The organism is Caulobacter sp. GW821-FHT10A06, from assembly GCF_059415805.1.
The window spans coordinates 48,627-71,806 of sequence record NZ_JBWKNY010000003.1; the positions used below are offsets into that span (position 1 = coordinate 48,627).

A 23,180-nucleotide genomic window follows, 5' to 3' on the forward strand; every position below is an offset into this window, starting at 1 on the left:
AAACGCGGCTGGAGCGTCGGATGTTCCGCTTATTCGGCGGCGATGCTCACGGCGCCCGCGCGACCATCCTTGAAGTTGATGGCCTGCAGGTAGCGGATGCCTTCCTCGGCGATGTCGTCGCCGACCATGCGCTCGCCCTCGTTCTTCAGCTCGTTGAGGTCGACATACATGGCGTAGAACGCCCGCGTGCGGTCGGTGATGATGCCGGCGTTCAGCAGCGTCTTGACCAGCACCCGGAAGATGTTGGTCTGCTCCTTCATGTTCTCCCGACGCAGGTCGTCGGTCATGATCTTCCCGTACTCCTCGACCACCTTGTCGGGATCCAGGCCGAACTCGCGGTAGAGATCCAGCTGCTGGTGCGGCGAGACCAGGTTGAACAGCAGGGTCTGGAAGCAGTGCGCCGCCCAGTCCTCGATGATGGCGTGTTCCTCGGGGCTCAGCTTGGGCACCGTGCGGTCGGCCCAGATCTTCCCGAACTTGTGGTGGAAGGCCTCGTCGGTCATCACCAGTTGCAGCAGCTTCTTGCCGACCGGGTCGTTGATATTGTTGAAGAAGGTGGCGAAGGCGCCCATGGCCAGGCCTTCCACCAGCATCTGCATGCCGATGATCTTCTTGTAGACCTCGGGCGCGCCGATGATCTCGACCAGCAGCGTCTTCAGCGCCGGGCCGCACTCGACCGGGCGACCCCAGCGCACCTTGATATATTTGGCGAAGGCCGTGACGTGGCGGGCCTCTTCACGCGTCTGGTTGGCGGCGTATTCCTGGGCGCCCTGGTCCTTGAGCACATGGCACAGGCTGGCCGACAGGTTCAGCGCGCCCTGCTCGCCGTGCAGGATCGACGAGAAGCTGCGCAGCACCGACTGGTTGATGAAGCGGATGCGCTGCTTGGGATCGGACAGGTGGTTGGAGACGTAGTCGGTCGACAGGGCGATCACGAGATCCTCGGGCACCAGGGCCTGGTTCTCCATGTCGAACGGCTCGTCGAAATCGATATAGGCCTTGTCCAGCGGATCCCAGAAGTGGTCGTGGGTCGCGGAAATGATCTTGTCGAAGGCGCTGGAGCGGTTGCCGTAGCGGTCGAGTTCGAGCATCGACTCGAAGTCGTCCGGCGCGACCGCGTCGTACATGGCGTCCTTGGTGATGTTCTTGTCGGTCATTGCGGCGCTCCCTATCGGCCGGGTCGACGTCCATATGGCCGGGCCGCCTTGCGCGGTCTCTCGGCTATCTAAACACTGTCAACTCAAGTGAGCGGGCGGGTCAAATTAAAAATGACGGCAGCGTCACCTTCATCGTCTGGAGTCGGAATGAAGATTTTCGTGCTGACCGGAGCCGGCGTCTCGGCCGAGAGCGGCCTGGGCACCTTCCGCGACAAGGACGGGGTGTGGACCAAGTACGATCTCAATGAGGTCGCCACGCCGGAAGGCTTCGCGCGCAATCCGGCGCTGGTGCGGGACTTCTACAATGCGCGGCGGGTCAATCTGGCGGACGCGGCGCCCAATGCCGCGCATGTGGCCCTGGCGCGGCTGGAGGCCGCGCTGGGCGATGACCTCTTCCTCTGCACCCAGAACGTCGACGACCTGCACGAGAAGGCGGGGTCGCGGCGCGTGATCCACATGCACGGCGAGCTGGCGGTGACCCGCTGCGATCACTGCCAGGCGACGCGGGTGGATAGTGGGGCTTTGACGGCAGAGGCCGTGTGCGAGGCTTGCGGGCGGGACGACGGGGCAAGGCCGCATGTGGTCTGGTTCGGTGAGATGCCGCTCTACATGGACGAGATCGAGGCGGCGCTGAGCGAGGCGGATCTGTTCGTCTCGATCGGGACGTCGGGGTCCGTGTATCCGGCGGCCGGGTTCGTGACCGAGGCCCGGGCGATGGGAATCACGACGTGCGAGATCAATCTCGAGCCGTCGGCCAACGCCTACGTGTTCGACGAGAAGCTGTACGGCCCGGCAAGTGAGGTGGTGCCGGCGTGGGTGGAGAAGATGCTCAGATCCTCCCCCTAGCGGGGGAAGTGGCGCGAAGCGCCGGAGGGGGAACTTGTCCTGGCCCGGTCTCTTCCCCCTCCGTCGCCGCTCCGCGTCGACACCTCCCCCGCTAGGGGGAGGATCTTGGATCCTGACAGCGACTGGCAGCAGTTGGGCTATGGAAAGTCAGTACAGGAGCCGCCCCCATGCCCAAGCCCCTCAAACCCCCCGCCGAGGAAGCCGAAGGCGCCTGCGCGTGCGGCGCGGTCCGCCTGGCGATCGGCATCCCGGCCCGCTGGTCGTTCCACGACCACTCGGCCGCCAGCCGCCACGCCCAGGGCTGCGCCTATGTCACCTACACAGCCAGCTATCGCAGCCGTTTCCGCTGGCTGGACGGCGAGGACCTGGTCACCCGCCACGAGCACGAAGGCACAACCCGGGGCTTCTGCAGCCGCTGTGGCACGCCGATCTTCATGGAGCGCAAGCGCAGCCCCACCATGATCAACCTGCCTCGCGCCCTGTTCGCCGGCCGCACCGGACGCGAGCCGCGCTACCACACGTCTTTGGACGAGGCGCCCGACTGGGCCTATGGCGGCGGCAAGCTGGTCCCGCTGAAGGGTTATCCCGGCGTGATGTGGGAGCGGCCCAAGCCAAAGCGCAAACGCGCCGCGCTCGACGATTTTCTTTGAGCGCCGCGCCCTTGGCGGGGTGCGACGGGCGCGCCATCTAAGGTCGAGGTTCTATGGAGGGCGCCGTGCACGGCTCCTTTGCTCCGTTTTTCAGCCAGGCCGCCGTCGCGGCGGTTTTTGTCGTCGCCGTCCTGGCCGTCAGGCGTATCTCGGCGCACCGGATCCGGGCCCACTTCGCCGATGAGGGCGTGGTGCTGAGCGTGCGCAACATCGGATCAGGCGGCTTTCTGCTGAGCCGCGACCGGGCGCTGGAGTTTCGAGTCCAGGTCCGCCATCCCGATGGCCTCGTCGTGACCCACGCGGCGGAGATCCCCGCCTGGGGTCCGGTCCGCCGCCTCTGGTGAGCTAGCGCCGCAGCCGGAAGACGCCGCAGTCCGCCTCATGGAACCGCGCGTCGCGTTCATAGGCGAAGCCGACCTTGCGCAGGACGTTTTCCGAGCCCGCATTGCCCTTCACGACGACGCCGACCAGTTCGGGCTGGTCGCACCGCTCTCGCCAGAGATCGACCATCGCCGTGGCGATCTCGGTCGCCAGGCCCTGGCCCCAGGCGGGGCGGGCCAGGGCGTAGGCGATCTCGAATTCGCGGACGCCTTCCAGGTCGATATAACGCAGCGCCGAGCGGCCGACGAAGGCGCCGTCGGCGTCGCGCAGGCTCCACAGGCCGATGCCGTGGTCATCCCAGTGGCGCAGGCCGGTCTCGATATAGGCGTCGGTGGCGTCGGGCGAACGGACGCCGCCCAGATAGCGTGAGGCTTCCGGATCGAGGTGCAGCGCCACCAGGTCGTCGCGATCCGCCGGCGAGAGCTTTGTAGCCTTCAGCCGCGCGGTCGCGAACGTCTCCATCAGCCGCGCCCCTCCAGCGCCGCCAGCACCCCCGGCTGCACGCGGGCCAGCTCGGCCAGGCGTTCGACCAGGGCATCCTTGGTGTCCAGCGCCAGGCCGTCGCGCAGCTTGGCCATGCGGTCGCGGACCTTGGTCAGGTCGGCCGCGTTGGCCGCCGTCACCACGGCCGCCTGGTGCTTGCAGGCGCCGAACTTCTCGAAGCCCGGGCAGGTGCAGGACCCCTCGCCGTTCGGGGCGCGCAGTTCCACGACATAGAGGTCGCCGACGCTGCCGGTGACGTGGGCGGTGACCTTCTCGTCCTCGATCGCGACGAGGTCGACGTCACCCTTCTCGGCCATGGCCACGCCGGTGTCGAACCAGCGCTCGTCCATGCGCTCTTTCCAGGACTCTACGTCGAACAGGCTCATTCCTCGTCCTCGATGCGGTGGATGTCGTCGTCCGACAGGCCGAAATGGTGGCCGATCTCGTGGACCAGCACGTGGGCGATCAGGTCGCTCAAGGAGACGTCGCCGCGCTCGGCCCACTCGTCCAGGATCGGACGGCGATACAGGAACACCCGCGACGGCTCGGTCGCGTAGTCCAGAACCGAGCGGCGGCCCAGGTCCACGCCCTGGTAGAGGCCGGTCAGCTCGAAGGGATCTTCGATGCCCAGGCTGTCCAGGACGTCCTCGGCCGGAAAGTCGTCGACCCGGATGACCACGTCGCCCGACAGCTTGCGAAAGTCGTCAGGCAGGGCGTCGAAGGCCTGCTTGGCCAGGACGGCGAAGTCGTCGAGGGATGGCGCGGAGCGGTCGGACCAGGTCATGACCCTCCAAATAGAGCGATTGGCGCGCGACGCCATAGCCTCCAAGTCATACCCCCTCTGGCCCATAGCCCCCCTGGCCATAGGCGGACTATTCTGAAAGTCTGATTCGAGGACCCGCTGGGCGCACTGATGACTTCGTACGACCTGATCCTCGCGGCGGCGGCTGGCGCGGTTTGCCTCGCCATTTGCGTGACCCTGTGGTCGCTGGGGCAGCGCCGTAACTACGAGGCTCGCCTCGCCGCGCTGAAGAACCGGCTGACGCTGCAAGGCGGTGACGCCCTGGATGCGCCTGCCTGGGTCGAGGCCTTCGACACCGCCGTGCTGGCCGTCGAGGGCGGCCGTCCCAGCCTGGCCGCCGGGGCCGAGGGCCTGGCCGCCTGCGCCCGTGTGCTGGGCGCGCCGGCCGATGTCGATGCGGTGGTCGCGGCCCTGGGCGCGGTCGATCCGGGTCACGCCCAGAAGCTGACGGCCCTGTTCGAGCGCGGCGAGCCTTGCGTGTTCGAGGCCCGCGGCAGCGGCGGCTGGATCTCGGTCGAGGGCCGCGCGGCCGGCGCTGTAGCCTGGCTGCGCCTGGCGCCCGCCAGCGGCGGTGACGCCAACCTGCCGTCGGCGACCCGCTTCGCCGCCTTTGTCGACAGCGTGGCCGAGCCCGCCTGGATCGCCGGCGCCGACGGCCAGCCGGCCTGGGGCAACGACGCCTTCATCCGCGCGGTCGGCGCGGCCTCGGCCTCGGCGGCGGCCCTGGCCGGCAAGAGCTTCGATCGCGCCGCCGACGCCCTGGTCGTCGAGGCCGTCGAGAAGGGCGAGCGTCGCGAGGCCCTGCGCTGGATCAATCTGGAAGGCCGCCGCCGGGCGTTCCGCCTGTCGGCCCAGCCGCTGGACGGCGGCGGGGTGGGCGTGTTCTGCGCCGACGTCACCGAGATCGAGGACGTCCGCGACGCCTTCCGCAAGCACGTCGAGGCCCACGACGAGACCCTGAACCACATCGCCGAGGCCGTGGCGATCTTCAGCCAGACGCGGCGGCTGTCTTACTACAACACCTCGTTCGCCGAGCTGTGGGGCCTGGAGCCGGCCTGGCTGAGCGACCGTCCGACCCACGGCGAGATCCTGGACCGCCTGCGTCAGCGCCGCCGCCTGCCCGAGAGCATTGACTATTCCGGCTGGAAGGCCGCTGAGCTGGCCCGCTACGAGGACCTGGGACCCCAGGCCGACGACCTGTGGCACCTGCCCGACGGACGCACCCTCAAGGTCGTGCGCCAGCCTCACCCGCTGGGCGGCATGCTGCTGATCTATTCCGACATCACCGGCGAGCTGCGCCTGAAGGCCCAGTACAACGCCCTGATCCAGGTGCAGCAGGCGACCCTCGACAAGCTGAACGACGCCGTCGCGGTGTTCGGCTCGGACGGCCGCCTGCGCCTGCACAACGAAGCCTTCGAGACCTTCTGGAACGTCAGCGCCTTCTCGCTGGAGGCGGCTGGCGACTTCGAGGGCGTGGTCGAGCTGTGCGTGCCGCGCCTGCACGACCTGGCTTTCTGGCGCGAGCTGAAGGGTCGGGTGGCCGATCCCGATCCGCAGATGCGCGCCCCGACCTCGGGCGAGGTCCGCACCTCGGACGACCGCATCGTGGTCTATCAGAGCCGGCCGCTGCCGGACGGCGCGACCCTGATCGCCTTCGCCGACGTCACCGACACCCGCGACCTGCAGAACGCCCTGTCCGACCGCTCCGCCGCCCTGGCCGAGGCCGAGCGGCTGAAGCGCGACTTCGTCGGCAACGTCTCGTACGAGCTGCGCACGCCGCTGACGACGATCATCGGCTACTCTGAACTCCTGGAGCGCGCCGACGGCATCTCCGAGCGCGGTCGCAATCATGTGGCCGCCGTCCGCGCCGCCGCCACCCAGTTGGCCCGCTCGATCGACGACGTGCTGGACATGGCCCAGATCGACGCCGGCGAGATGGCGCTGGAGATCGAGGACATCCGCGTCGCCGACCTGCTGCTCAACGCCCAGGAGCGCGCCCTGAAGGACGCCCAGCTGGGCGCCGTCACCCTGGCGGTCGAGTGCGAGGAGGACGTCGGCCTGATCCGTGGCGACGCCAAGCGCCTGGCCCAGACCCTGGATCACCTGGTCGAGAACGCCCTGCGCCAGACCCCGCCCGGCGGTCGCGTGACCCTGCAAGCCCGCCGCGCCCTGGGCGAGGTGCGGCTGGACGTCTCCGACACCGGCCGCGGCGTGCCGTTCCACGTCCAGGCCCACATCTTCGACCGCTTCGTCGGCCGCGATCGCGGCGGCCCGGGCCTGGGCCTGGCCCTCGTGAAGGCGCTGGTCGAGCTGCACGGCGGCTGGGTGGCGCTGGAGAGCGAGCCGGGCGCCGGCTCGACCTTCACCTGTCACCTGCCCGAGACCCAGCAGCCGGGCGCCATGCAGCCGGAACTGGGCTTCTAGTGTTTCGCGCGGCGGTCCTGCTGGCGGGGCTGCTGGCGATCGCCGCGCCGGCGCGGGCCGAGGACGTGGTCATCAAGGACTGGTGGGTCGCCTGCGACAATATCCGCTCATGCACGGCCTATGGCTTCCCGCCCGAGGACGCCTACGGCGTGGTCCTGCGTGTACGGCGCGACGCTGAGGCCGAGGCGGTCGCCACGCTGGACCTGGGCATCGACGCCGAGACCGCCAAGGGCGTTTCCGGACCCCTGGCCCTGTCGGTCGACGGCAAGGCCGTGGCGCGCACCGAGCGGCCCGAGGGGGCGGACGACGAATACCGCACCTGGTCGGTCTCGCCGGCCCAGACGCCAGCGCTGCTGGCCGCGATCGCACGCGGCGAGGCGCTGGAGGCCAAGGACGGCCAACGCACCGTCGCCACCGTGTCGCTGGCCGGAGGCTCGGCCAGTCTGCGCTGGATGGACGATCGCCAGAAGCGCGTCGGCGGCGTCACCGCCCTGGTCGCCAAGGGCGCCGCCCCAGCCTCGGAGGTTCCACCGCCGCCGCTCGCGCCGCTGGTCCGGGCGGCCAAGGCTGTGAATCAGGACGGCCTGACCGACACCCCGCCGGCCGCCGTGCTGATCGCGGTGAAACCGATGGACTGCCAGGCGCAGGCGCCCGAGGAACCGAGTTCGAACCGTCTGGCGCCGGGCGTGGTGCTGTGGGTGATCCCCTGCTGGGTCGGTGCCTATCAGATCAGTTCGGCCCTGGTGCTGGCCGACGAGAAGGGCGGCCATGTCCGCCTGGCCGACCTGGGCGGGGCGGGCGACGCTCGGGCCATGGCCACCAACGCCGTGTTCAACACCGACGACCAGAAGCTCTACAGCTACGCCAAGGGGCGGGGCCTGGCCGACTGCGGCGAGTCCCGCACCTATGCCTGGACGGGCAAGGGCTTCGTTCTGATCGAGCGGACCGAGCTGCAGATCTGCCGAGGCCTGCCCGAGGACTACTGGGTCACGATGTACCGCACGCGCTAGTCCGCCGCCTTGGCTGCCTTGGGCCAGGCGCTGACTTCCTTTTCGCCACGCATCACCTGGACGTGGTCGATCCGCGCCGTAACGAAGCACTGGCGGTCCTTGATCCAGTTCGGGGTATTGCCGGTCAGGTCCTTGAAGGTCAGCGCGCCGCGATAGCCGCCGCAGAACACCTGCGATTTTTGGCCCAGATCGGTGATCTCGCCCTCGACCACCAGGGTCAGGTCGCGAGCGAAACGTTCGGCGTGGTCGCGGCGACCGCGCGCCTGGCTGACCTCCAGCGGAGCCATGCCCGCCGGCAGGGCCGAGGGGCCGTTCTCCTCGTAGGGAATAGCCAGGCCGAAGCTGACGGCGCGAGTCGAGTCCGCCAGTTCATAGCTGGATGTGGGTGGTGGTTGGCGACCCGGAATTCCTGGCCGGATCCCCGTAACCGCCGACCGCACGATGAACGCCGGCGGCCGGCCCTTGGCGTCCAGCTGTGGCCCGCGCCGGGTGTCGACGTTGAAGAAGAACGACTGCAGCGGCGGCAGGGCGGCCAGGCCGCTTTCCTTGAAGGTCCCGAAGTTACGGTCGGTGATCTCGCCCAGGCCGACCGAGGTGACCAGCGTTTGCTTCTTGCGGTCGTACAGCCAGCGGCCGGACTGCTTGAAGATGCCGTACTTGCGCGGCTTCTCCTCGACAAAGCGGGTGACGAGGCGAAAGCGCTGGCCGGTGAGGGCGCGGGCGCCGGGGTTGGCGGCGGCCTCGGTCATGGCCTGGCGCAGGCTCTGTTCGTCCAGGGGCGGCGCGTCGGCCGCCAGCAGGGCGAAGGCCAGAAGAAGTCCTGACATTGAGCATCTCCATATGCTCAACTAATGCGCGCGCAAATCGACGATGTGTCAACTTCCGACAGACATAAAGATATCTTTATGCGTTAATTGCTCGATAGGGCTCGGGGTTGTATAGACTGCGCCCAAGACCCTCACTTCCACGACCCGACGCAGGAGCCGCACGTGGCCGACTACATCGTCAAGGACATCTCGCTCGCCGACTACGGCCGCAAGGAACTGGCTATCGCCGAGACCGAAATGCCGGGCCTGATGGCCACGCGCGCCGAGTACGGTCCGCAGCAGATCCTGAAGGGCGCCCGCATCGCCGGCAGCCTGCACATGACCATCCAGACCGGCGTGCTGATCGAGACGCTGACCGCCCTGGGCGCCGAAGTCCGCTGGGCGTCGTGCAACATCTTCTCGACCCAGGACCACGCCGCGGCCGCCATCGCCGCCTCGGGCGTGCCGGTGTTCGCCTTCAAGGGTGAGAACCTGGTCGAGTACTGGGAATACGCCCACAAGATCTTCGAGTGGCACGACGGCGGCTACCCGAACCTGATCCTGGACGACGGCGGCGACGCCACCCTGCTCTGCGTGCTGGGCCCCAAGGCCGAGAAGGATCCGTCGATCCTGAACAACCCGCAGAACGAAGAAGAAGAAGCGCTGTTCGCCGTGATGAAGAAGTACCTGGCTGAAAAGCCGGGCTTCTACTCGGCCATCCGCGCGGCCATCGGCGGCGTCTCGGAAGAGACCACCACGGGCGTGCACCGCCTGTACCAGATGGCCGCCAAGGGCGACCTGCCGTTCCCGGCCATCAACGTCAACGACAGCGTCACCAAGTCGAAGTTCGACAACCTGTACGGCTGCCGTGAATCGCTGGTCGACGCCATCCGTCGCGGCACCGACGTCATGCTGTCGGGCAAGGTCGCGGTGGTCTGCGGCTACGGCGACGTGGGCAAGGGCTCGGCCGCCTCGCTGCGCCAAGGCGGCGCTCGCGTGATCGTCACCGAAATCGACCCGATCTGCGCCCTGCAGGCGGCGATGGAAGGCTATGAAGTCCAGACCCTGGACGACGTCGCCGGCCGCGCCGACATCTTCGTCACCGCCACGGGCAACAAGGACGTCATCACCGTCGATCACATGCGGCAGATGCGGAACAACGCCATCGTCTGCAACATCGGCCACTTCGACTCGGAAATTCAGGTCGCCGGCCTGAAGAACTTCAAGTGGGACGAGATCAAGCCGCAGGTCCACCACGTGGAATTCCCGGACGGCAAGAAGATCATCCTGCTGTCGGAAGGTCGTCTGGTGAACCTGGGCAACGCCACGGGCCACCCCTCGTTCGTGATGTCGGCCTCGTTCACCAACCAGACGCTGGCTCAGATCGAGCTCTGGACGAACAAGGACGCCTACCAGAACCAAGTCTACACCCTGCCCAAGCACCTGGACGAGAAGGTCGCCTTCCTCCACCTGGAGAAGCTGGGCGCGAAGCTCTCGACCCTGCGCAAGGATCAGGCCGACTATATCGGCGTGCCGGAAACCGGTCCGTTCAAGCCGGACCACTATCGCTACTAAGAGCGCGTCAGGCGAAGTGTGGGCGGTTCGCCGCCCGGACGCGCGTCAACAGAATTAGCGACAGTTCCGCTACGGAAATCGTTTGAAAATCCAAGGGGAAGGCCTGCCAGCGATGGCGGGCCTTTCTCTTTTGATCGCTTCAGCGAAAGCGCCCTATTCAAGTCCGCATTGCTCGGCTAATCGCTTTTGCATGCCGCTAGCCTTGATCCTTTCCAGCCACGTCGCCGGCAGCCAGGTGGGCGCGACGGCTCAGGCCACCGCCCTGGCGCAATTCCGCATCGACTCGATGGTCGTGCCGACGGTTCTGTATGGCCGCCACCCCGGCTGGGGCCTGCCCGGCGGCGCGCCCGTGCCGATCGAGGTGTTCGAGGGCATGCTGGACGGCATCGAGGCCAACGGGCTGTTCGGTCTCGTCGATCTGGTCATCACCGGCTACTTCGCCACCGCCGCCCAGGTCCGGGCCGCCGCGCGGGTGATCGACGCGGTGCGCGAAGCCCCCCGTCCCAACGGCGCGGCGACGCGTCGGCCCATCGTGGTGGTCGACCCGACCATGGGCGACGCCGGCAAGGGCCTGTACATCCCGACCGAGACCGCCGACGAGATCATCGCCGACCTGATCCCGCGCGCCGACGTCGTGGCGTGCAATTCCTGGGAGCTGCAGAAGCTGACCGGAACCGACGCCCGCGACCCGATCTCGGCCATGAAGGCCTCGCGCCTGCTCGGCAAGACGACCCTGGTCTCATCCGTCCAGCGCGGGACCGAGATCGGCGCCGTCCTGGCTGACCACAAGGAAGCCTGGCTGGCCGCTCACGCCAAGACCGAGCGCGCCCCCAACGGCACAGGCGACCTGCTGACCGCCCTCTACGCCGCCTCGATCCTGGAGGGGCAGACCTTCTCGTACGGCCTGGCCCGAGCCGTCGGCGGCGTGGCCGAAACCATCACCGCCGCCAACATCTGGAACGCTCCGGAGCTGCCGATCGTGGCCATGGGCGCGCGTATCAAGCAGACCTCGCCGACTGTGCGCATCGAGCGACTGGCCTAAGCGATGAGCGTCGAGATCACTGGCGTCTGCCCTGACCGCTTCGCCCGCGTCCGCGACGTCTTCGAAGCCAATTTCGAGAATAACGGCGAGCTAGGCGCGCGCTTCGCCTTCGCCATCGATGGCGAGATCGTCGTCGACCTGATGGGCGGCTATGCCGACCGCAAGCGCGAGACGCCCTTCGGCCCCAACACCCTGACGGCCCTGTTCTCGACCACCAAGGCCGTGGCGGCCCTGCTGGTCGCGCGGCTCGTCGATGAAGGCCGCCTGGCCTATGACCAGCCCGTCGCCGATGTCTGGCCGGAGTTCGCGCAGAACGGCAAGGCCGAGGTCACGGTCGAACAGGCCCTGTCGCACCAGGCTGGCCTGTCGGGTTTCCCGGACGAGACCGATCCGGCCCTGTGGTTCGATTGGGACGCGACCTGCGCCAAGCTGGCGGCCATGGCGCCGCTGTTCCCGATCGGCTCGGCCAGCGGCTATCACCCGGTGACCTACGGCTACATCGCCGGCGAGATCTTCCGCCGCGTCGACGGCCGGACCATGGGAGCCGCGCTGCGCGAGGATATCGCCGCGCCGCTGGGCCTGGATATCTGGATCGGCCTGCCCGACAGCGAGCACGGCCGTGTCGCCGACCTGATGCGCCCGACCGCCATGCCGCAGTTCGGCGAGATCAATCCCGCCCTGACCGCCGCCTTCCTCAAGCCCTGGTCGTCGCCCGGCGGCAAGAGCGCGGCCGAGTGGCGGCGGGCTGAGATCCCCTCGGCCAACGGCCACGCCACCGCGCCGGCCCTGGCCCGCCTGATGGGCGCCCTGGCCAGCGGCGGCAGCCTGGATGGCCGCTCGCTGATCACCCCGGCGGGCATCAAGGCCGCCAGCGCCCAGCGCATCCGTGGCCAGGACCTCGTGTTGCCCTACGAGATCAGCTGGGGCGCGGGCTTCATGCGTAATGAGCCGAACATGTTCTACGGCCCGACGGCCGAGGCGTTCGGCCACTCGGGCTGGGGCGGCTCGTGCGCCTTCGCCGACCCGACGCGCGGCGTCTCGGGGGCCTATGTGATGAACAAGCAGGGCGCGGCCCTGATCGGCGATCCGCGCGCGGTGAAGCTGATCGAAGCGGCCTACGCTTCGCTGTGATCCGCGCGGCGCTCGCCTTCCTGGTTCTGGCGGGCGCGGCGCATGCCGAGGAGCGCGACTTCTGCGCCGACCGGCCCGGCAAGGGTTCGCCGCCCTGCGTCCTGGACAGGGGCCGCTTCCAGGCCGAGGTCGGCGGTGTCGACGCGGCCTTCATGCGCGGCGGCGGGGTTTCGGTAGATGACGTCTCGTATGGCGGGCTGGAGCTGCGGCTGGGTCTGTCCTCGACCGTCGAAGGCCAGCTGAGCTGGACCGCTCACGAGCGCGTGCGGACCAAGGATCATGGCGTGGTCGACACCGTCTCCGGCGCTGGCGACCTGGGCGCGGCTTTGCGGTGGTCTCTGAAGAACCCGGCGGGCGATGGCCTGTCGATCGCCGTCCAGCCCTATGTCACCGCCCCGACCGGCTCGCACGGGATCGGCGGCGACGTCTGGCAGGGCGGGGTGGTCGTCCCGGTCTCGATCCCGCTGAACGGCGACTGGTCGCTCAGCCTGTCGCCGCAGGTCGAGGCGCGGGAGAACGCCTCGAGCGCTGGGCGCCACGCCGGCTACGCCCTGGCCGGCGGTGTCGGTCGCGCGGTGGGGCCGGTGAACCTGGGCGCCGAGCTGTGGGTCGATCGCGACGACGATCCGTCGGGCCATGTCACCCAGGCCAGCTTCGACCTGACCGCCGCCTGGACGCCCAAGCAGCTGCACGACGTTCAGCTGGACGCCTCGGCCTATGTCGGCCTTAACCGGCGGACGCCGGACCTGGAGCTGGTCGTGGGCCTGGCCCACCGCTTCTGATCGTCGCCGCGCCCACGAGGCCCGCCACGATCGCCGCCACGGCGCTGATCCCCATCACCCACGGATAACCGCCGCCTCCGGGCGCGAAATAGACGAGGCCTAGCACCGCCACGGCCAGCAGGCCGGCGATACGGGCGACGGCGTTATTGATGCCCGAGGCGACGCCGGAATGGCTGGACGGGACCGCCGCCATCACCGTGCTGGTCAGGGGCGCGACGCTGATCGTCATGCCGAGAGCCAGCACCAGCAGACCGGGTAGCACGCCCGTCCAGAAGCCGCTGGCGATCCACGGCATGCCCAGCAAGGCAAAGCCGATCCCGGCGGTGATCGGTCCCACGGTCAGCATCACCCGCGCCCCGACCTTGTTGGCGATCCGCCCGGCCAAGCCCGACAGCGTCCCCATTACAGCGGATAGCGGCAGCAGGGTCGCGCCCGCCTCGGCGGCCTTGTAGCCGTGCTTGGCGATCAGCTCGTAGGGCAGGAAGAACATCGCGCCGGTGAGGCCGAAATACAGCGCCAGGGTCAGCAGGTTGGCCCCGCTGAAGGTCGGTGAGCGGTACAGCGACAGCGGCATCATCGGATGTTTCTCGCGGCCTTGCAGCACCACGAAGCCGACCAGGATCGCGGCGCCGGCGACGATGGCGCTCCAGACGGCGGGGCTGGTCCAGCCACGCTCGCCGGCCGCCGTCAGGCCCCAGGTCAAGGCGCCCAGGCCGGCGGCGGCCAGGATCGCGCCGCGCCAGTCCAGATGCTGGACGTCCGGATCGCGGCTCTCGGGGACCGCTTTCAGGGTCAGCCAGACGGTGGCGGCGGCGATCGGCAGGTTGATCAGGAAGACGGCGCGCCACGACACCGCGTCGACCAACCAACCACCCAGCACCGGCCCCAGCGCCCCGGTCACCGCGCCGAACCCCGCCCAGGCCCCGATCATCGGCCCACGCCGCTCTTCGTCGAAGGCCGCGCCCAGGATCGCCAGGCTGGCCGGCACGGCCAGGGCGGCGGCGATCCCTTGCAAGGCGCGGGCGGCGATCAGCCAGGCGATGGTGGGGGCGAGAGCGCAGGCCAGGGAGGCGAGGGCGAACAGGCCGACCCCGACCACGAACACCTTCCTCCGCCCCCAGCGGTCGCCGGCCGAGCCGCCGATCAGGACCAACGAACCAAGCAACAGCAGGTAGGCGTTGACGATCCACTGGATCTCTTCCGGGCGCGCGTCCAGCGCCTGGCGGATCGTCGGCAGGGCGACGTTGACGACCGAGCCGTCGATGAAGGCCAGGCTGGAGCCCAGCACGGTCGCGGCCAGGATCAGCCGGCCGCGACCTTTGGAAATGCTCTCGTCCATGGCCGCGACCATGGACCGGGCGTCAGGCCGGCGCCAGGGCTCGCGTCTTCTTCCAGGCGCCGTAGGCGAAGGTCGCCACGCCCAGCCAGATGAACACGAACGACAGCGCCCGCAGCGGCGTGAACGCCTCGCCGAACGCCACGCCCAGGGCGAACTGCAGGGTCGGGGCGATGAACTGCAGAAAGCCGACGGCGCTGAGCGGCAGGCGGCGGGCCGACCAGGCGAACAGGGCCAGCGGCACCACCGTGGCCGGGCCGGCCAGGGCCAGCAGGCCGGTGACCCCCGCGCCGCCGCCGAAGTGCCCCTGGCCGCTCGATTGCAGGAACCAGACATAGGCCAGGCCCGGCAGCGCCAGATAGGCGCACTCGATGAACAGGCCGGTCTGGGCGTCGGCCTTCACTTGTTTGCGCAGGATGGCGTAGGCGCAGAAGGTCAAGGCCAGACCCAGCGAGACGATCGGCAGGTGGCCCAGGGCCAGGGTCTGGATGGCCACGCCGACGGCCGCGAAGCCGATGGCGATCTTGCCTTCGGTGGTCATGCGCTCGCGGAACAGCAGGGCGCCGGCGGCCATGTTCATCAGCGGGTTGATGTAATAGCCCAGGCTGGCCTCGATCACGTGGCCGGCGTTGACCGCGAAGACGTAGATCGTCCAGTTGCTGAAGATCGCGGCCGTCGACAGCAGCAGCACGCCCAGCGTCCTGGGCTGGCGCAGCACCTGGGCGACCTGGCCGCCCTGTTTGGCGATCAGGACCAGGCCCCCGGCCCACAGCACTGACCACAGCGAGCGGTGAGCAATCATCTCCCACGAGGTGACGCCCAGGTTCGACAGCAGGTGGAAATACAGCGGCAGGAAGCCCCACAGCACGTAGCAGCCGACGCCGGCGGCATAGGCGGCGCGGCTTTCGGTCTGGGTCTCGTTCACGCTCGCCGACATGGCGTCGTCCTTCATGCTCTGAAATGAAAAAGGGCTCCCGGGAGGTCTGCCCCGGGAGCCCTGATTTCCACCCGCTTGTTGCGGATTTCGGATCTTAGGCGGGGGTCTTCTGCTTGATCAGGCCCTTGTCGTGCAGGAGCTGAGCAATCTGCACGGCGTTCAGCGCCGCGCCCTTGCGCAGATTGTCGGCCACGCACCACAGGGCGATGCCGTTCTCGACGGTCGGGTCGGTGCGAATGCGCGAGACATAGACCGGGAACTCGCCGGCAGCTTCCTTCGGCGTCATGTAGCCGCCGTCCTCGCGCTTATCGATGACTTCCACGCCGTCGGCGTCGCGCAGGATCTCGCGGACGTCTTCCTCGTCCAGCGGGGTCTCGAACTCGATGTTCACCGACTCGGCGTGGCCGACCATGACCGGCACGCGCACGGCGGTGGCCGTCAGCTTGATCGCCGGATCCAAGATCTTCTTGGTCTCGGCCATCATCTTCCACTCTTCCTTCGTGTAGCCGTCCTCCATGAACACATCGATGTGCGGGATGACGTTGAAGGCGATTTGCTTGGTGAACTTCTTGGGCGGCGGGGCGCCCAGGACGAAGACGCCCTTGGTCTGATCCCACAGCTCGTCCATGCCCTCTTTGCCGGCGCCCGACACCGACTGGTAGGTCGAGACGACGACGCGCTTGATCTTGGCTTCGGCGTGCAGGGGCGCCAGCACCACCACCAGCTGCGCGGTCGAGCAGTTGGGGTTGGCGATGATGTTCTTGGGCAGATTGTCGACGGCGTTCGGGTTCACTTCCGGCACCACCAGCGGCACGTCCGGATCCATCCGGAAGTGGCTCGAGTTGTCGATGACGATCGGACCGGCCGCGCCGATCTTCTCGCCCCACGCCTTGGAGATGGCGCCGCCGGCGCTCATCAGCACGATGTCGACGGTCGAGAAGTCGAACTGCTCAAGGTCCTCGCAGTGCAGGATCTTGTTGCCGAACGAGACTTCCACGCCGATGGATTTGCGGCTGGCGATGGCGTGCATCTTGTCGACCGGGAATTTGACTTCCTCGAGGATGTTGAACATCTCGCGGCCCACATTGCCCGTGGCGCCGACCACGGCGACCCGGTAACCCATCGCGCTCTCCTGAAACTTCTGTCCGCGTACCGCGCGGAGCGTGGTTCCCGTACGCCTCATGCTCTCCGCGTGCAAGGCGAGGAAAGCTGGCGGGGTCTTTAGGGCTTAGGCGGCGCGGCCGGCACGTCCTCCAGGGTGAAGCTCATCGGGATGGTGATGCGCAGGCCGTCGACCGTGTCGCCCTCCTTGGTCCACGGGTTCATGCGCATGATCGCGGCGGCCTTGATCGCCGCGGCGCCGAAGTCGAGGCCGGCCGGCGTCTCGCGCGCGGCCTGGCAGTCGGCGAGTTCGCCCGTGGCGGTGACGGTGCAGGTCACCGCGCCTTCTCCGGAGCGTACGCCGGCCTTGACCGCCGCCTCTGGATAGACCGCGACCATGGCGTCGGGACCCAGGGTGCGGATCCAGCGCGGCTTGGTCAGCTTGCGCGCATCGGGCGTGGCCGGGTCACGGAAGCGGAACGGCACGTCGATCTTCACGCGCTTGACCGCCTTGGCCTCCTCGGGCGCGAAGGTGAGGCGGAAGTCCTTGGCCAGGGCCTTGGCGGCCTTGCCGAAACCCTTGCCGCGCGGCAGTTCGGTGATGACCTCGCAGTCGTCCAGCCCGCCGGTCTTGTCCAGCCCGCAGCGCAGGGCGGCCTGGCCCGAGGGCAGGCCGGCGGCCTCCTTGGGCCAGGCGGCGTCGACCGCGGCCTGGGTCGGGACGCGAGTCCACGGCGGATCCAGCACGACCGCGGTGCTCCCCAGGATCATGGAAGGATTGGGCGCGCCCCAGTTGATCGGGATCGTCACCTTGCCGCCGGTCACGGCCTGGCCGCCACGGATCTTGGGCGTCATCAGGAATTGCGGGGCCAGCTGCAGGCCGGCCAGGCCGAAGTCGTAACCCTTGGGCGACTCGCTGCGCACGAAGCAGTTCTGCAGGAAGCCCTCGACGGTGACCTGGCACTGGATCGTGGCCTTGCCGGCGATGCCGTCCTCGATGGCCTTCTTGGGGAAGACGTTGGCGATCTGGGCGCCGGTCGGCTTGCGCAGCCAGTCGGGATTGGCGTCGCCGGGGGCCAGGAACTCGAAGTTGGTCCGCACCGGCCGCCCGACCACCGAGGCGCCGGCGTCGTCCGTGGCCTTGATCCGCTCGTAGCCCACCACCGACAGCGCCGCCTGGCCGAAGCCCTGGCCGGCGGGGTCTTCCTTGGCGATCTTGCAGTCGGCCAGCTTGCCGCCCTCGGCCGCCACGCAGTCCAGCGACGCCTTGCCGGTGGCCTTCGCGCCCTTGGGGAAGGCGGCCTTGAGCTTGTCCTTGGGCACGTGAACCTGGAAGCGCGGTTTCCAGCCCTCGGTCTTGACCGGATTGTCGTCGTCATCGTCGGCCCAGGCGGCGTGGACACAGGCGATGGAAAGGCCGGCGACGAGCAGCGCCGGCAGAAGCTTACGCAACACGGTGAAACCCTGAGCAGAGGCCGGCGCGCGACCCCTTCGCTGCTCGACCTTAAGTGGAGAATAAGCCAGTCATTCGCGGTTCGCCAGAGGGTTCCCGACGCACTCTCGGCCCCCTATGTTGCCGGCATGACCGACGTCGCCGCGCCCCCGCTTCCGAACGCTTCCGAACTGACCCAGGACGGCCCCGCCGTCCGGCTCTTCCTGGTCGATGGCTCGGCCTATCTGTTCCGCGCCTATCACGCGCTGCCGCCGCTGACCCGCAAGAGCGATGGCCTACCGGTGGGCGCCGTCCAGGGCTTCTGCAACATGCTGTGGAAGCTGATGCGCGACATGCAGGGCGACACGCCCACGCACCTGGCCGTGATCTGGGACCACTCTGAGAAGACGTTCCGCAACAGCCTGTACGACCAGTACAAGGCTCACCGCCCGCCGCCGCCGGAAGACCTGATCCCGCAGTTCCCGCTGGTGCGCGAGGCGACCCTGGCGTTCGGCGTACCGGCCATCGAGCTGCCCGGCTACGAGGCCGACGACCTGATCGCCGCCTATGCCTGCAAGGCTCGCGAGGTCGGCGGCGAGGCGATCATCGTCTCGTCCGACAAGGACCTGATGCAGCTGGTCGGCGACGGCGTCTCGATGTTCGACCCGATGAAGGGCCTGCGCATCGACCGCGAGCAGGTGTTCGAGAAGTTCGGCGTCTATCCCGACAAGGTCGTGGACGTTCAGGCCCTGTGCGGCGACAGCGTCGACAACGTCCCGGGCGCGCCGGGCATCGGCATCAAGACCGCCGCCCAGCTGATCACCGAATATGGCGACCTCGACACGCTGCTGGCCCGGGCCGGCGAGATCAAGCAGCCCAAGCGCCGCGAGACCCTGATCAACTTCGCCGACCAGATCCGCCTGTCGCGGGCCCTGGTGAAGCTGGACTGCGACACGCCACTGCCCCAGCCGCTGGACGAGCTGAAGGTGCGCGAGCCCGACAAGGAAGTGCTGGCCGCCTTCCTCGAGCAGATGGAATTCCGCACCCTGGCCCGCCGGGTCGGCGACGGCTCGGCCGCGGCGACGCCGGGGACGCTGGACCGCCCGCCGGCGGCTCAGCCCAAGGCCCCGGTCACCACGGTCTCGTACATGGGCGCGGCCGCCCGCGCCGCCGCCAATCCGGTGGCCAAGCCGGTCAAGATCGACCACGCGGCCTATGCCTGCGTCCGCGACCTCGACACTCTGAAGGCCTGGGTGGCCAAGGCGACCGCCAAGGGCGTCGTGGCCTTCGACACCGAGACCGACGCGCTGGGTTCGGCCACCGCCGGCCTATGCGGCATCTCCCTGGCCGTGGCGGCGGGCGAGGCCTGCTACATCCCGCTGGGCCACTGCGAGAAGGCCGACGGCCTGGCCTTCGAGGCCCCGGCCGACATCGAGCAGATCCCGCTGGCCGACGTGATCGCGACCCTCAAGCCGCTGCTGGAAGATCCCGCGGTGCTGAAGGTTGCCCAGAACGCCAAGTACGACATCGCGGTGCTGTCGCGGTACGGCATCCAGGTCGCGCCGATCGACGACACCATGCTGATCTCCTACGTGCTGGAGGCCGGCCTGCACGGTCACGGCATGGACGAGCTGTCGGAGCTGTGGCTGGGTCACAAGCCGATCCCGTTCAAGCAGGTGTGCGGCACGGGCAAGGGCCAGATCAGCTTCAAGCATGTGGCCCTGCCCGAGGCGACGGCCTACGCCGCCGAGGACGCCGACGTCACCCTGCGCCTGTGGCAGGTGCTGAAACCCCGTCTGGCGCGCGAGGGGCTGGCGACCGTCTACGAGACCCTGGAACGCCCGCTGCCGACCGTGCTGGCCCAGATGGAGAACAACGGCGTCCGCGTCGATCCCGAGGCGCTGCGCCTGCTCTCCAACGAGTTCTCGCTGCGCATGGCCAAGTTCGAGGAGCGCGCCCAGGAGCTGGTCGGGCGTCCGTTCAACCTGGGCAGCCCCAAGCAGATCGGCGACGTGCTGTTTGGCGAGATGAGCATGAAGGGCGGCAAGAAGACCGCCACCGGCCAGTGGTCGACCGACAGCGACGTGCTGGAAAGCCTGGCCCTGGAGCACGAGCTGCCCCGTGTCCTGCTGGACTGGCGTCAACTGTCCAAGCTGAAGGGCACCTATACCGAGAACCTGATCGCCGCGATCGCCGAGTCCACGGGCCGGGTGCACACCTCCTACGCCCTGGCCGCGACGACGACGGGGCGGCTGTCCTCGTCCGATCCCAACCTGCAGAACATCCCGGTCCGCACCGAGGAAGGCCGCAAGATTCGCAAGGCGTTCGTGGCCGCGCCGGGCAATGTGCTGATCAGCGCTGACTACAGCCAGATCGAACTGCGCCTCCTAGCCCATATCGGCGACATCCCGCAGCTGAAGAAGGCCTTCCAGGAAGGCCTGGACATCCACGCCATGACGGCCTCGGAGATGTTCGACACGCCGATCGAGGGCATGGACCCGATGATCCGCCGCCGGGCCAAGGCCATCAATTTCGGCATCGTCTACGGCATCAGCGCATTCGGCCTGGCCAACCAGCTGGGCATCGGCCAGGGCGAGGCCGGGGCCTATATCAAGACCTATTTCGAGCGCTTCCCGGGCATCCAGGCCTATATGGACGCGACCAAGGCCTTCGTGCGCGAGCACGGCTATGTCACGACCATCTTCGGTCGGAAGATCAATATTCCGGACATCGAGGCCAAGTCCGCCGCCCACCGGCAGTTCGCCGAGCGCGCGGCGATCAATGCCCCGATCCAGGGCGCGGCCGCCGACGTCATGCGCCGGGCGATGGTCCGCATGCCCGCCGCCCTGACGGCCGCTGGCCTGGAGGCCAAGATGCTGTTGCAGGTGCACGACGAACTGGTCTTCGAAGTCCCCGAAGGCGAGGCCGAGCGGACCTGCGACGTGGTGAAGGCGGTGATGGAAAAGGCCGCCGAGCCGGCCGTCGCCCTGTCGATCCCGCTGACCGTTGACGCCCGCGCCGCCAGGAACTGGGACGAGGCGCACTAAGGGTTTTGTCCGTGTTCGGAGCGAGTGCCGGCTGTCGCCGGCCTCGCCGCGTTCGCGCGCAGGTATTGGCCGAGCGTCTGCAACTTGTACGCAAGTCGTTGAGTTTGTGACGGAAACCCGAAGGATCCTGCGACCTTCCGCCACAGTACAGTTAACAGCCCAGCAACCTTGTAGACCTCAAAGATGGCGGTGTGTTCGGTTGCACGCAGGCTAGGGGGCTAGTCTCGTCCTGACCGAACCTCGCGAGAACCTCGGAGGCTGCGGTGAATTTCGGCAATTTCAGGATCCCCACGAAACTGCTGGTCGTGTTCGGCGTGCTGCTGACGACCATCGCGACGATGGGTGTGGCGTTGTTCATCAACTCCAAGCTCCTGGAACACTCGGTCGCCCGCACCGACCGCGCCTACAAGGTGATGCAGGCGGCCGACACGGCCACCTTCCGCCTGACCCGCCAGGAAAACTCGCTGCGCGGCTATCTGCTCTCGGGCGACGACTATTACGTCAAGCGCATCGAGACCGTGCACAAGGTCAAGTTCTTCGGCGCCCTGGACAAGCTGGACACGCTGCAGGCCGACAAGGCCCAGGTGCAGGCGATCCGCGACGCCTATGCCGGCTACCGCAAGGAAGCCATCGATCCGGCCCTGAAGCTGGGCGCCGATCCGGCCACCCGTCCGCAGGCCGTCGAGCTGGTCCGTAACGACGGCGTCGCCGACAAGGCCGTGGTGCCGGTCGAAGACGCCCTGGAAGCCATCCAGACCTGGGCCCAGGCCCAGATCGACGCCGAGGCCCTGGCCCAGAAGAAGGCCCAGGCGCTGTCGAACCTGGTGCTGACCGCCGGCATCCTGCTGAGCGCCGCCATTGCCCTGGGCGGTGGTCTGCTGCTGTCGACCTCGATCGCCAAGCCGGTCGCCGCCATGACCGCCGCCATGCGCCGCCTGGCCTCGGGCGACAACGCCATCGACGTTCCGGCCACCGATCGCCGCGACGAAGTCGGCCAGATGGCCGCCGCCGTGATCCACTTCAAGGAAGCCGCGATCGCCAAGATCCGCGTCGAACAGGACGCCGAGAGCACCCGCACGGCCGCCGAGCGCGACCGCGCCGCCAATGACGACGAGCGCCGCGCCGCCGAGGCCGAGCAGGCCGAAGTGGTCGAGGCCCTGGCCTCGGGCCTGTCGCGCCTGGCCGGCGGCGACCTGACCGCCCGCATCGACGCACCGTTCGCCGGCCGCTATCAGCAGCTGCGCGAGGACTTCAACGAAGCCGTCGCCAAGCTGCAGGAAGCCATGAAGGCCATCGTCGCGGCCACCGGCGGCGTCAACGCGGGTTCGGACGAGATCGCCGAAGCCTCCAACAACCTGTCGCGCCGCACCGAGCAGCAGGCCGCCGCCCTGGAAGAGACCGCCGCCGCCCTGGACGAGATCACCGCCACGGTCCGCAAGACCGCCGCGGGCGCCAAGGAAGCCTCGCAGGTCGTGGCCGCCGCCCGTTCGGACGCCGAGCGCTCGGGCCGCATCGTCGGTCAGGCCGTCTCGGCCATGACGGAGATCGAGACCTCGTCCAGCCAGGTCAGCCAGATCATCGGCGTGATCGACGAAATCGCCTTCCAGACCAACCTGCTGGCCCTGAACGCCGGTGTCGAAGCCGCCCGCGCCGGTGAAGCCGGCCGTGGTTTCGCGGTCGTCGCCCAGGAAGTCCGGGCCCTGGCCCAGCGTTCGGCCGACGCGGCCAAGGAAATCAAGACCCTGATCTCGACCTCGACCCAGCAGGTCGGGGCCGGCGTGGACCTGGTCGGTCAGACCGGCGAGGCGCTGAACCGCATCGTCGAGCAGGTCGCCTCGATCGACGCCCTGATGCAGGAGATTTCGGCCTCGACCACCGAGCAGGCCACCGGCCTGAACGAGGTCAACACGGCCGTGAACCAGATGGACCAGGTCGTCCAGCAGAACGCCGCCATGGTGGAAGAAGCCACGGCCGCGACCCACTCGCTGAAGAACGAAGCCGGCTCGCTGGCCAGCATGGTGTCGCGCTTCAAGGTTGGCGCGGAAAACGCCGCCGTGCCGCAGGCTTCGCGTCCGGGTCAGCGCCCGGCGACGCCGGTGGTCAACCGGGCCAAGCCCGTCTCGCGTCCCGCGCCGGTGTCGCGTGGCAACGCCGCCGTGGCGGTCAGCGAGGACTGGGAAGAGTTCTGATCGTTAGACGATCGTAGAGACTTCAGGGGCTCTCCGGGAAACCGGGGAG

Annotated in this window: 20 protein-coding genes; 11 read left to right on the forward strand and 9 right to left on the reverse strand. The window is 68.4% G+C overall.

Features of this window, described 5'->3' with window-relative positions:
* Positions 1–29 precede the first annotated feature (29 nt).
* Positions 30–1,157, reverse strand: a complete 1,128-nt coding sequence (locus AC07NF_RS07925; RefSeq protein WP_492813648.1) for a ferritin-like domain-containing protein — start codon at positions 1,155–1,157, stop codon at positions 30–32.
* 147 nt (positions 1,158–1,304) lie between these two features.
* Between AC07NF_RS07925 and AC07NF_RS07930 the strand changes: the two genes are divergently transcribed.
* The 3 genes from AC07NF_RS07930 to AC07NF_RS07940 all read left to right on the forward strand — a co-directional run bounded on the left by AC07NF_RS07930 (position 1,305) and on the right by AC07NF_RS07940 (position 2,997).
* Positions 1,305–2,003 (forward strand): NAD-dependent deacylase, encoded by a 699-nt coding sequence (locus tag AC07NF_RS07930; protein ID WP_494633495.1) that lies wholly within the window; start codon positions 1,305–1,307, stop codon positions 2,001–2,003.
* 167 nt (positions 2,004–2,170) lie between these two features.
* The gene (locus AC07NF_RS07935; RefSeq protein WP_492813651.1) at positions 2,171–2,653 is read left to right on the forward strand and encodes a GFA family protein; all 483 of its coding nucleotides are present in this window, start codon (positions 2,171–2,173) and stop codon (positions 2,651–2,653) included.
* A 65-nt stretch (positions 2,654–2,718) separates the two neighbouring features.
* Positions 2,719–2,997, forward strand: coding sequence for a hypothetical protein (locus AC07NF_RS07940; protein ID WP_492813653.1), 279 nt, complete (start codon positions 2,719–2,721; stop codon positions 2,995–2,997).
* Between the two features lies 1 nt (position 2,998).
* On the opposite strand, the gene AC07NF_RS07945 is transcribed toward AC07NF_RS07940, so the two are convergent.
* From AC07NF_RS07945 to AC07NF_RS07955, 3 genes are read right to left on the reverse strand one after another with little or no spacing between them, the layout of a single operon-like run.
* Positions 2,999–3,496: a GNAT family N-acetyltransferase gene (locus AC07NF_RS07945; RefSeq protein WP_494633497.1), complete on the reverse strand. Its 498-nt coding sequence runs from the start codon at positions 3,494–3,496 to the stop codon at positions 2,999–3,001.
* A complete protein-coding gene (locus tag AC07NF_RS07950) occupies positions 3,496–3,903 on the reverse strand; it encodes an SWIM zinc finger family protein (protein WP_494633499.1) in 408 nt (135 codons plus the stop codon). The genes AC07NF_RS07945 and AC07NF_RS07950 overlap by 1 nt, the downstream gene beginning before the upstream one ends.
* Positions 3,900–4,301, reverse strand: coding sequence for a metallopeptidase family protein (locus AC07NF_RS07955; protein WP_494633501.1), 402 nt, complete (start codon positions 4,299–4,301; stop codon positions 3,900–3,902). The genes AC07NF_RS07950 and AC07NF_RS07955 overlap by 4 nt, the downstream gene beginning before the upstream one ends.
* A 129-nt stretch (positions 4,302–4,430) precedes the next feature.
* Between AC07NF_RS07955 and divL the strand changes: the two genes are divergently transcribed.
* Positions 4,431–6,743, forward strand: a complete 2,313-nt coding sequence (gene divL / locus AC07NF_RS07960) for a cell cycle protein kinase DivL (protein WP_494633504.1) — start codon at positions 4,431–4,433, stop codon at positions 6,741–6,743.
* Positions 6,743–7,753, forward strand: a complete 1,011-nt coding sequence (locus tag AC07NF_RS07965) for a DUF1176 domain-containing protein (protein WP_494633506.1) — start codon at positions 6,743–6,745, stop codon at positions 7,751–7,753. Before divL ends, AC07NF_RS07965 begins: the two co-directional genes overlap by 1 nt.
* Here the strand turns inward: AC07NF_RS07965 and AC07NF_RS07970 are convergent.
* Positions 7,750–8,580: a hypothetical protein gene (locus AC07NF_RS07970; protein ID WP_494633508.1), complete on the reverse strand. Its 831-nt coding sequence runs from the start codon at positions 8,578–8,580 to the stop codon at positions 7,750–7,752. The genes AC07NF_RS07965 and AC07NF_RS07970 overlap by 4 nt on opposite strands.
* Before the next feature lie 162 nt (positions 8,581–8,742).
* On the opposite strand from AC07NF_RS07970, the gene ahcY reads away from it, so the two are divergent.
* The 4 genes from ahcY to AC07NF_RS07990 all read left to right on the forward strand — a co-directional run bounded on the left by ahcY (position 8,743) and on the right by AC07NF_RS07990 (position 13,089).
* Positions 8,743–10,134: an adenosylhomocysteinase gene (gene ahcY / locus AC07NF_RS07975; RefSeq protein WP_492813663.1), complete on the forward strand. Its 1,392-nt coding sequence runs from the start codon at positions 8,743–8,745 to the stop codon at positions 10,132–10,134.
* 190 nt (positions 10,135–10,324) lie between these two features.
* Positions 10,325–11,176, forward strand: a complete 852-nt coding sequence (locus AC07NF_RS07980; RefSeq protein ID WP_494633510.1) for a bifunctional hydroxymethylpyrimidine kinase/phosphomethylpyrimidine kinase — start codon at positions 10,325–10,327, stop codon at positions 11,174–11,176.
* A gap of 3 nt (positions 11,177–11,179) precedes the next feature.
* Positions 11,180–12,307 (forward strand): serine hydrolase domain-containing protein, encoded by a 1,128-nt coding sequence (locus AC07NF_RS07985; RefSeq protein ID WP_494633511.1) that lies wholly within the window; start codon positions 11,180–11,182, stop codon positions 12,305–12,307.
* The gene (locus AC07NF_RS07990; protein ID WP_494633512.1) at positions 12,304–13,089 is read left to right on the forward strand and encodes a transporter; all 786 of its coding nucleotides are present in this window, start codon (positions 12,304–12,306) and stop codon (positions 13,087–13,089) included. The genes AC07NF_RS07985 and AC07NF_RS07990 overlap by 4 nt, the downstream gene beginning before the upstream one ends.
* Here the strand turns inward: AC07NF_RS07990 and AC07NF_RS07995 are convergent.
* The 4 genes from AC07NF_RS07995 to AC07NF_RS08010 all read right to left on the reverse strand — a co-directional run bounded on the left by AC07NF_RS07995 (position 13,034) and on the right by AC07NF_RS08010 (position 17,918).
* On the reverse strand, positions 13,034–14,428 hold the full coding sequence (locus AC07NF_RS07995; RefSeq protein ID WP_494633513.1) for an MFS transporter: 1,395 nt from the start codon (positions 14,426–14,428) through the stop codon (positions 13,034–13,036). The two genes, AC07NF_RS07990 and AC07NF_RS07995, sit on opposite strands and share 56 nt — an antisense overlap.
* A gap of 22 nt (positions 14,429–14,450) precedes the next feature.
* Entirely contained in the window at positions 14,451–15,362 is a 912-nt protein-coding gene (rarD, locus tag AC07NF_RS08000) for an EamA family transporter RarD (protein WP_494633514.1), read from the reverse strand.
* A 94-nt stretch (positions 15,363–15,456) separates the two neighbouring features.
* Positions 15,457–16,485: an aspartate-semialdehyde dehydrogenase gene (locus AC07NF_RS08005; RefSeq protein WP_494633515.1), complete on the reverse strand. Its 1,029-nt coding sequence runs from the start codon at positions 16,483–16,485 to the stop codon at positions 15,457–15,459.
* Positions 16,486–16,583: 98 nt separating this feature from the next.
* Positions 16,584–17,918 carry a TonB family protein gene (locus AC07NF_RS08010; protein WP_494633516.1) on the reverse strand — a complete coding sequence of 445 codons (1,335 nt, stop codon included), beginning with the start codon at positions 17,916–17,918 and terminating at the stop codon, positions 16,584–16,586.
* Positions 17,919–18,044: 126 nt separating this feature from the next.
* Between AC07NF_RS08010 and polA the strand changes: the two genes are divergently transcribed.
* On the forward strand, positions 18,045–20,942 hold the full coding sequence (polA, locus tag AC07NF_RS08015; protein WP_494633518.1) for a DNA polymerase I: 2,898 nt from the start codon (positions 18,045–18,047) through the stop codon (positions 20,940–20,942).
* A 263-nt stretch (positions 20,943–21,205) separates the two neighbouring features.
* On the forward strand, positions 21,206–23,131 hold the full coding sequence (locus AC07NF_RS08020; protein ID WP_494633519.1) for a methyl-accepting chemotaxis protein: 1,926 nt from the start codon (positions 21,206–21,208) through the stop codon (positions 23,129–23,131).
* The last annotated feature ends 49 nt before the right edge of the window (positions 23,132–23,180 follow it).

Bases quoted from the DNA above. Each gene is read 5' to 3' on its own strand.
- AC07NF_RS07955 (WP_494633501.1), bottom strand. From the start codon at position 4,301: ATGACCTGGTCCGACCGCTCCGCGCCATCCCTCGACGACTTCGCCGTC.
- AC07NF_RS07950 (WP_494633499.1), bottom strand. From the start codon at position 3,903: ATGAGCCTGTTCGACGTAGAGTCCTGGAAAGAGCGCATGGACGAGCGC.
- AC07NF_RS07995 (WP_494633513.1), bottom strand. From the start codon at position 14,428: ATGGACGAGAGCATTTCCAAAGGTCGCGGCCGGCTGATCCTGGCCGCG.
- AC07NF_RS07945 (WP_494633497.1), bottom strand. From the start codon at position 3,496: ATGGAGACGTTCGCGACCGCGCGGCTGAAGGCTACAAAGCTCTCGCCG.
- AC07NF_RS07935 (WP_492813651.1), top strand. From the start codon at position 2,171: ATGCCCAAGCCCCTCAAACCCCCCGCCGAGGAAGCCGAAGGCGCCTGC.
- AC07NF_RS07980 (WP_494633510.1), top strand. From the start codon at position 10,325: ATGCCGCTAGCCTTGATCCTTTCCAGCCACGTCGCCGGCAGCCAGGTG.
- AC07NF_RS07930 (WP_494633495.1), top strand. From the start codon at position 1,305: ATGAAGATTTTCGTGCTGACCGGAGCCGGCGTCTCGGCCGAGAGCGGC.
- polA (WP_494633518.1), top strand. From the start codon at position 18,045: ATGACCGACGTCGCCGCGCCCCCGCTTCCGAACGCTTCCGAACTGACC.
- rarD (WP_494633514.1), bottom strand. From the start codon at position 15,362: ATGTCGGCGAGCGTGAACGAGACCCAGACCGAAAGCCGCGCCGCCTAT.
- AC07NF_RS07970 (WP_494633508.1), bottom strand. From the start codon at position 8,580: ATGTCAGGACTTCTTCTGGCCTTCGCCCTGCTGGCGGCCGACGCGCCG.
- divL (WP_494633504.1), top strand. From the start codon at position 4,431: ATGACTTCGTACGACCTGATCCTCGCGGCGGCGGCTGGCGCGGTTTGC.
- AC07NF_RS08005 (WP_494633515.1), bottom strand. From the start codon at position 16,485: ATGGGTTACCGGGTCGCCGTGGTCGGCGCCACGGGCAATGTGGGCCGC.
- AC07NF_RS07925 (WP_492813648.1), bottom strand. From the start codon at position 1,157: ATGACCGACAAGAACATCACCAAGGACGCCATGTACGACGCGGTCGCG.
- AC07NF_RS07985 (WP_494633511.1), top strand. From the start codon at position 11,180: ATGAGCGTCGAGATCACTGGCGTCTGCCCTGACCGCTTCGCCCGCGTC.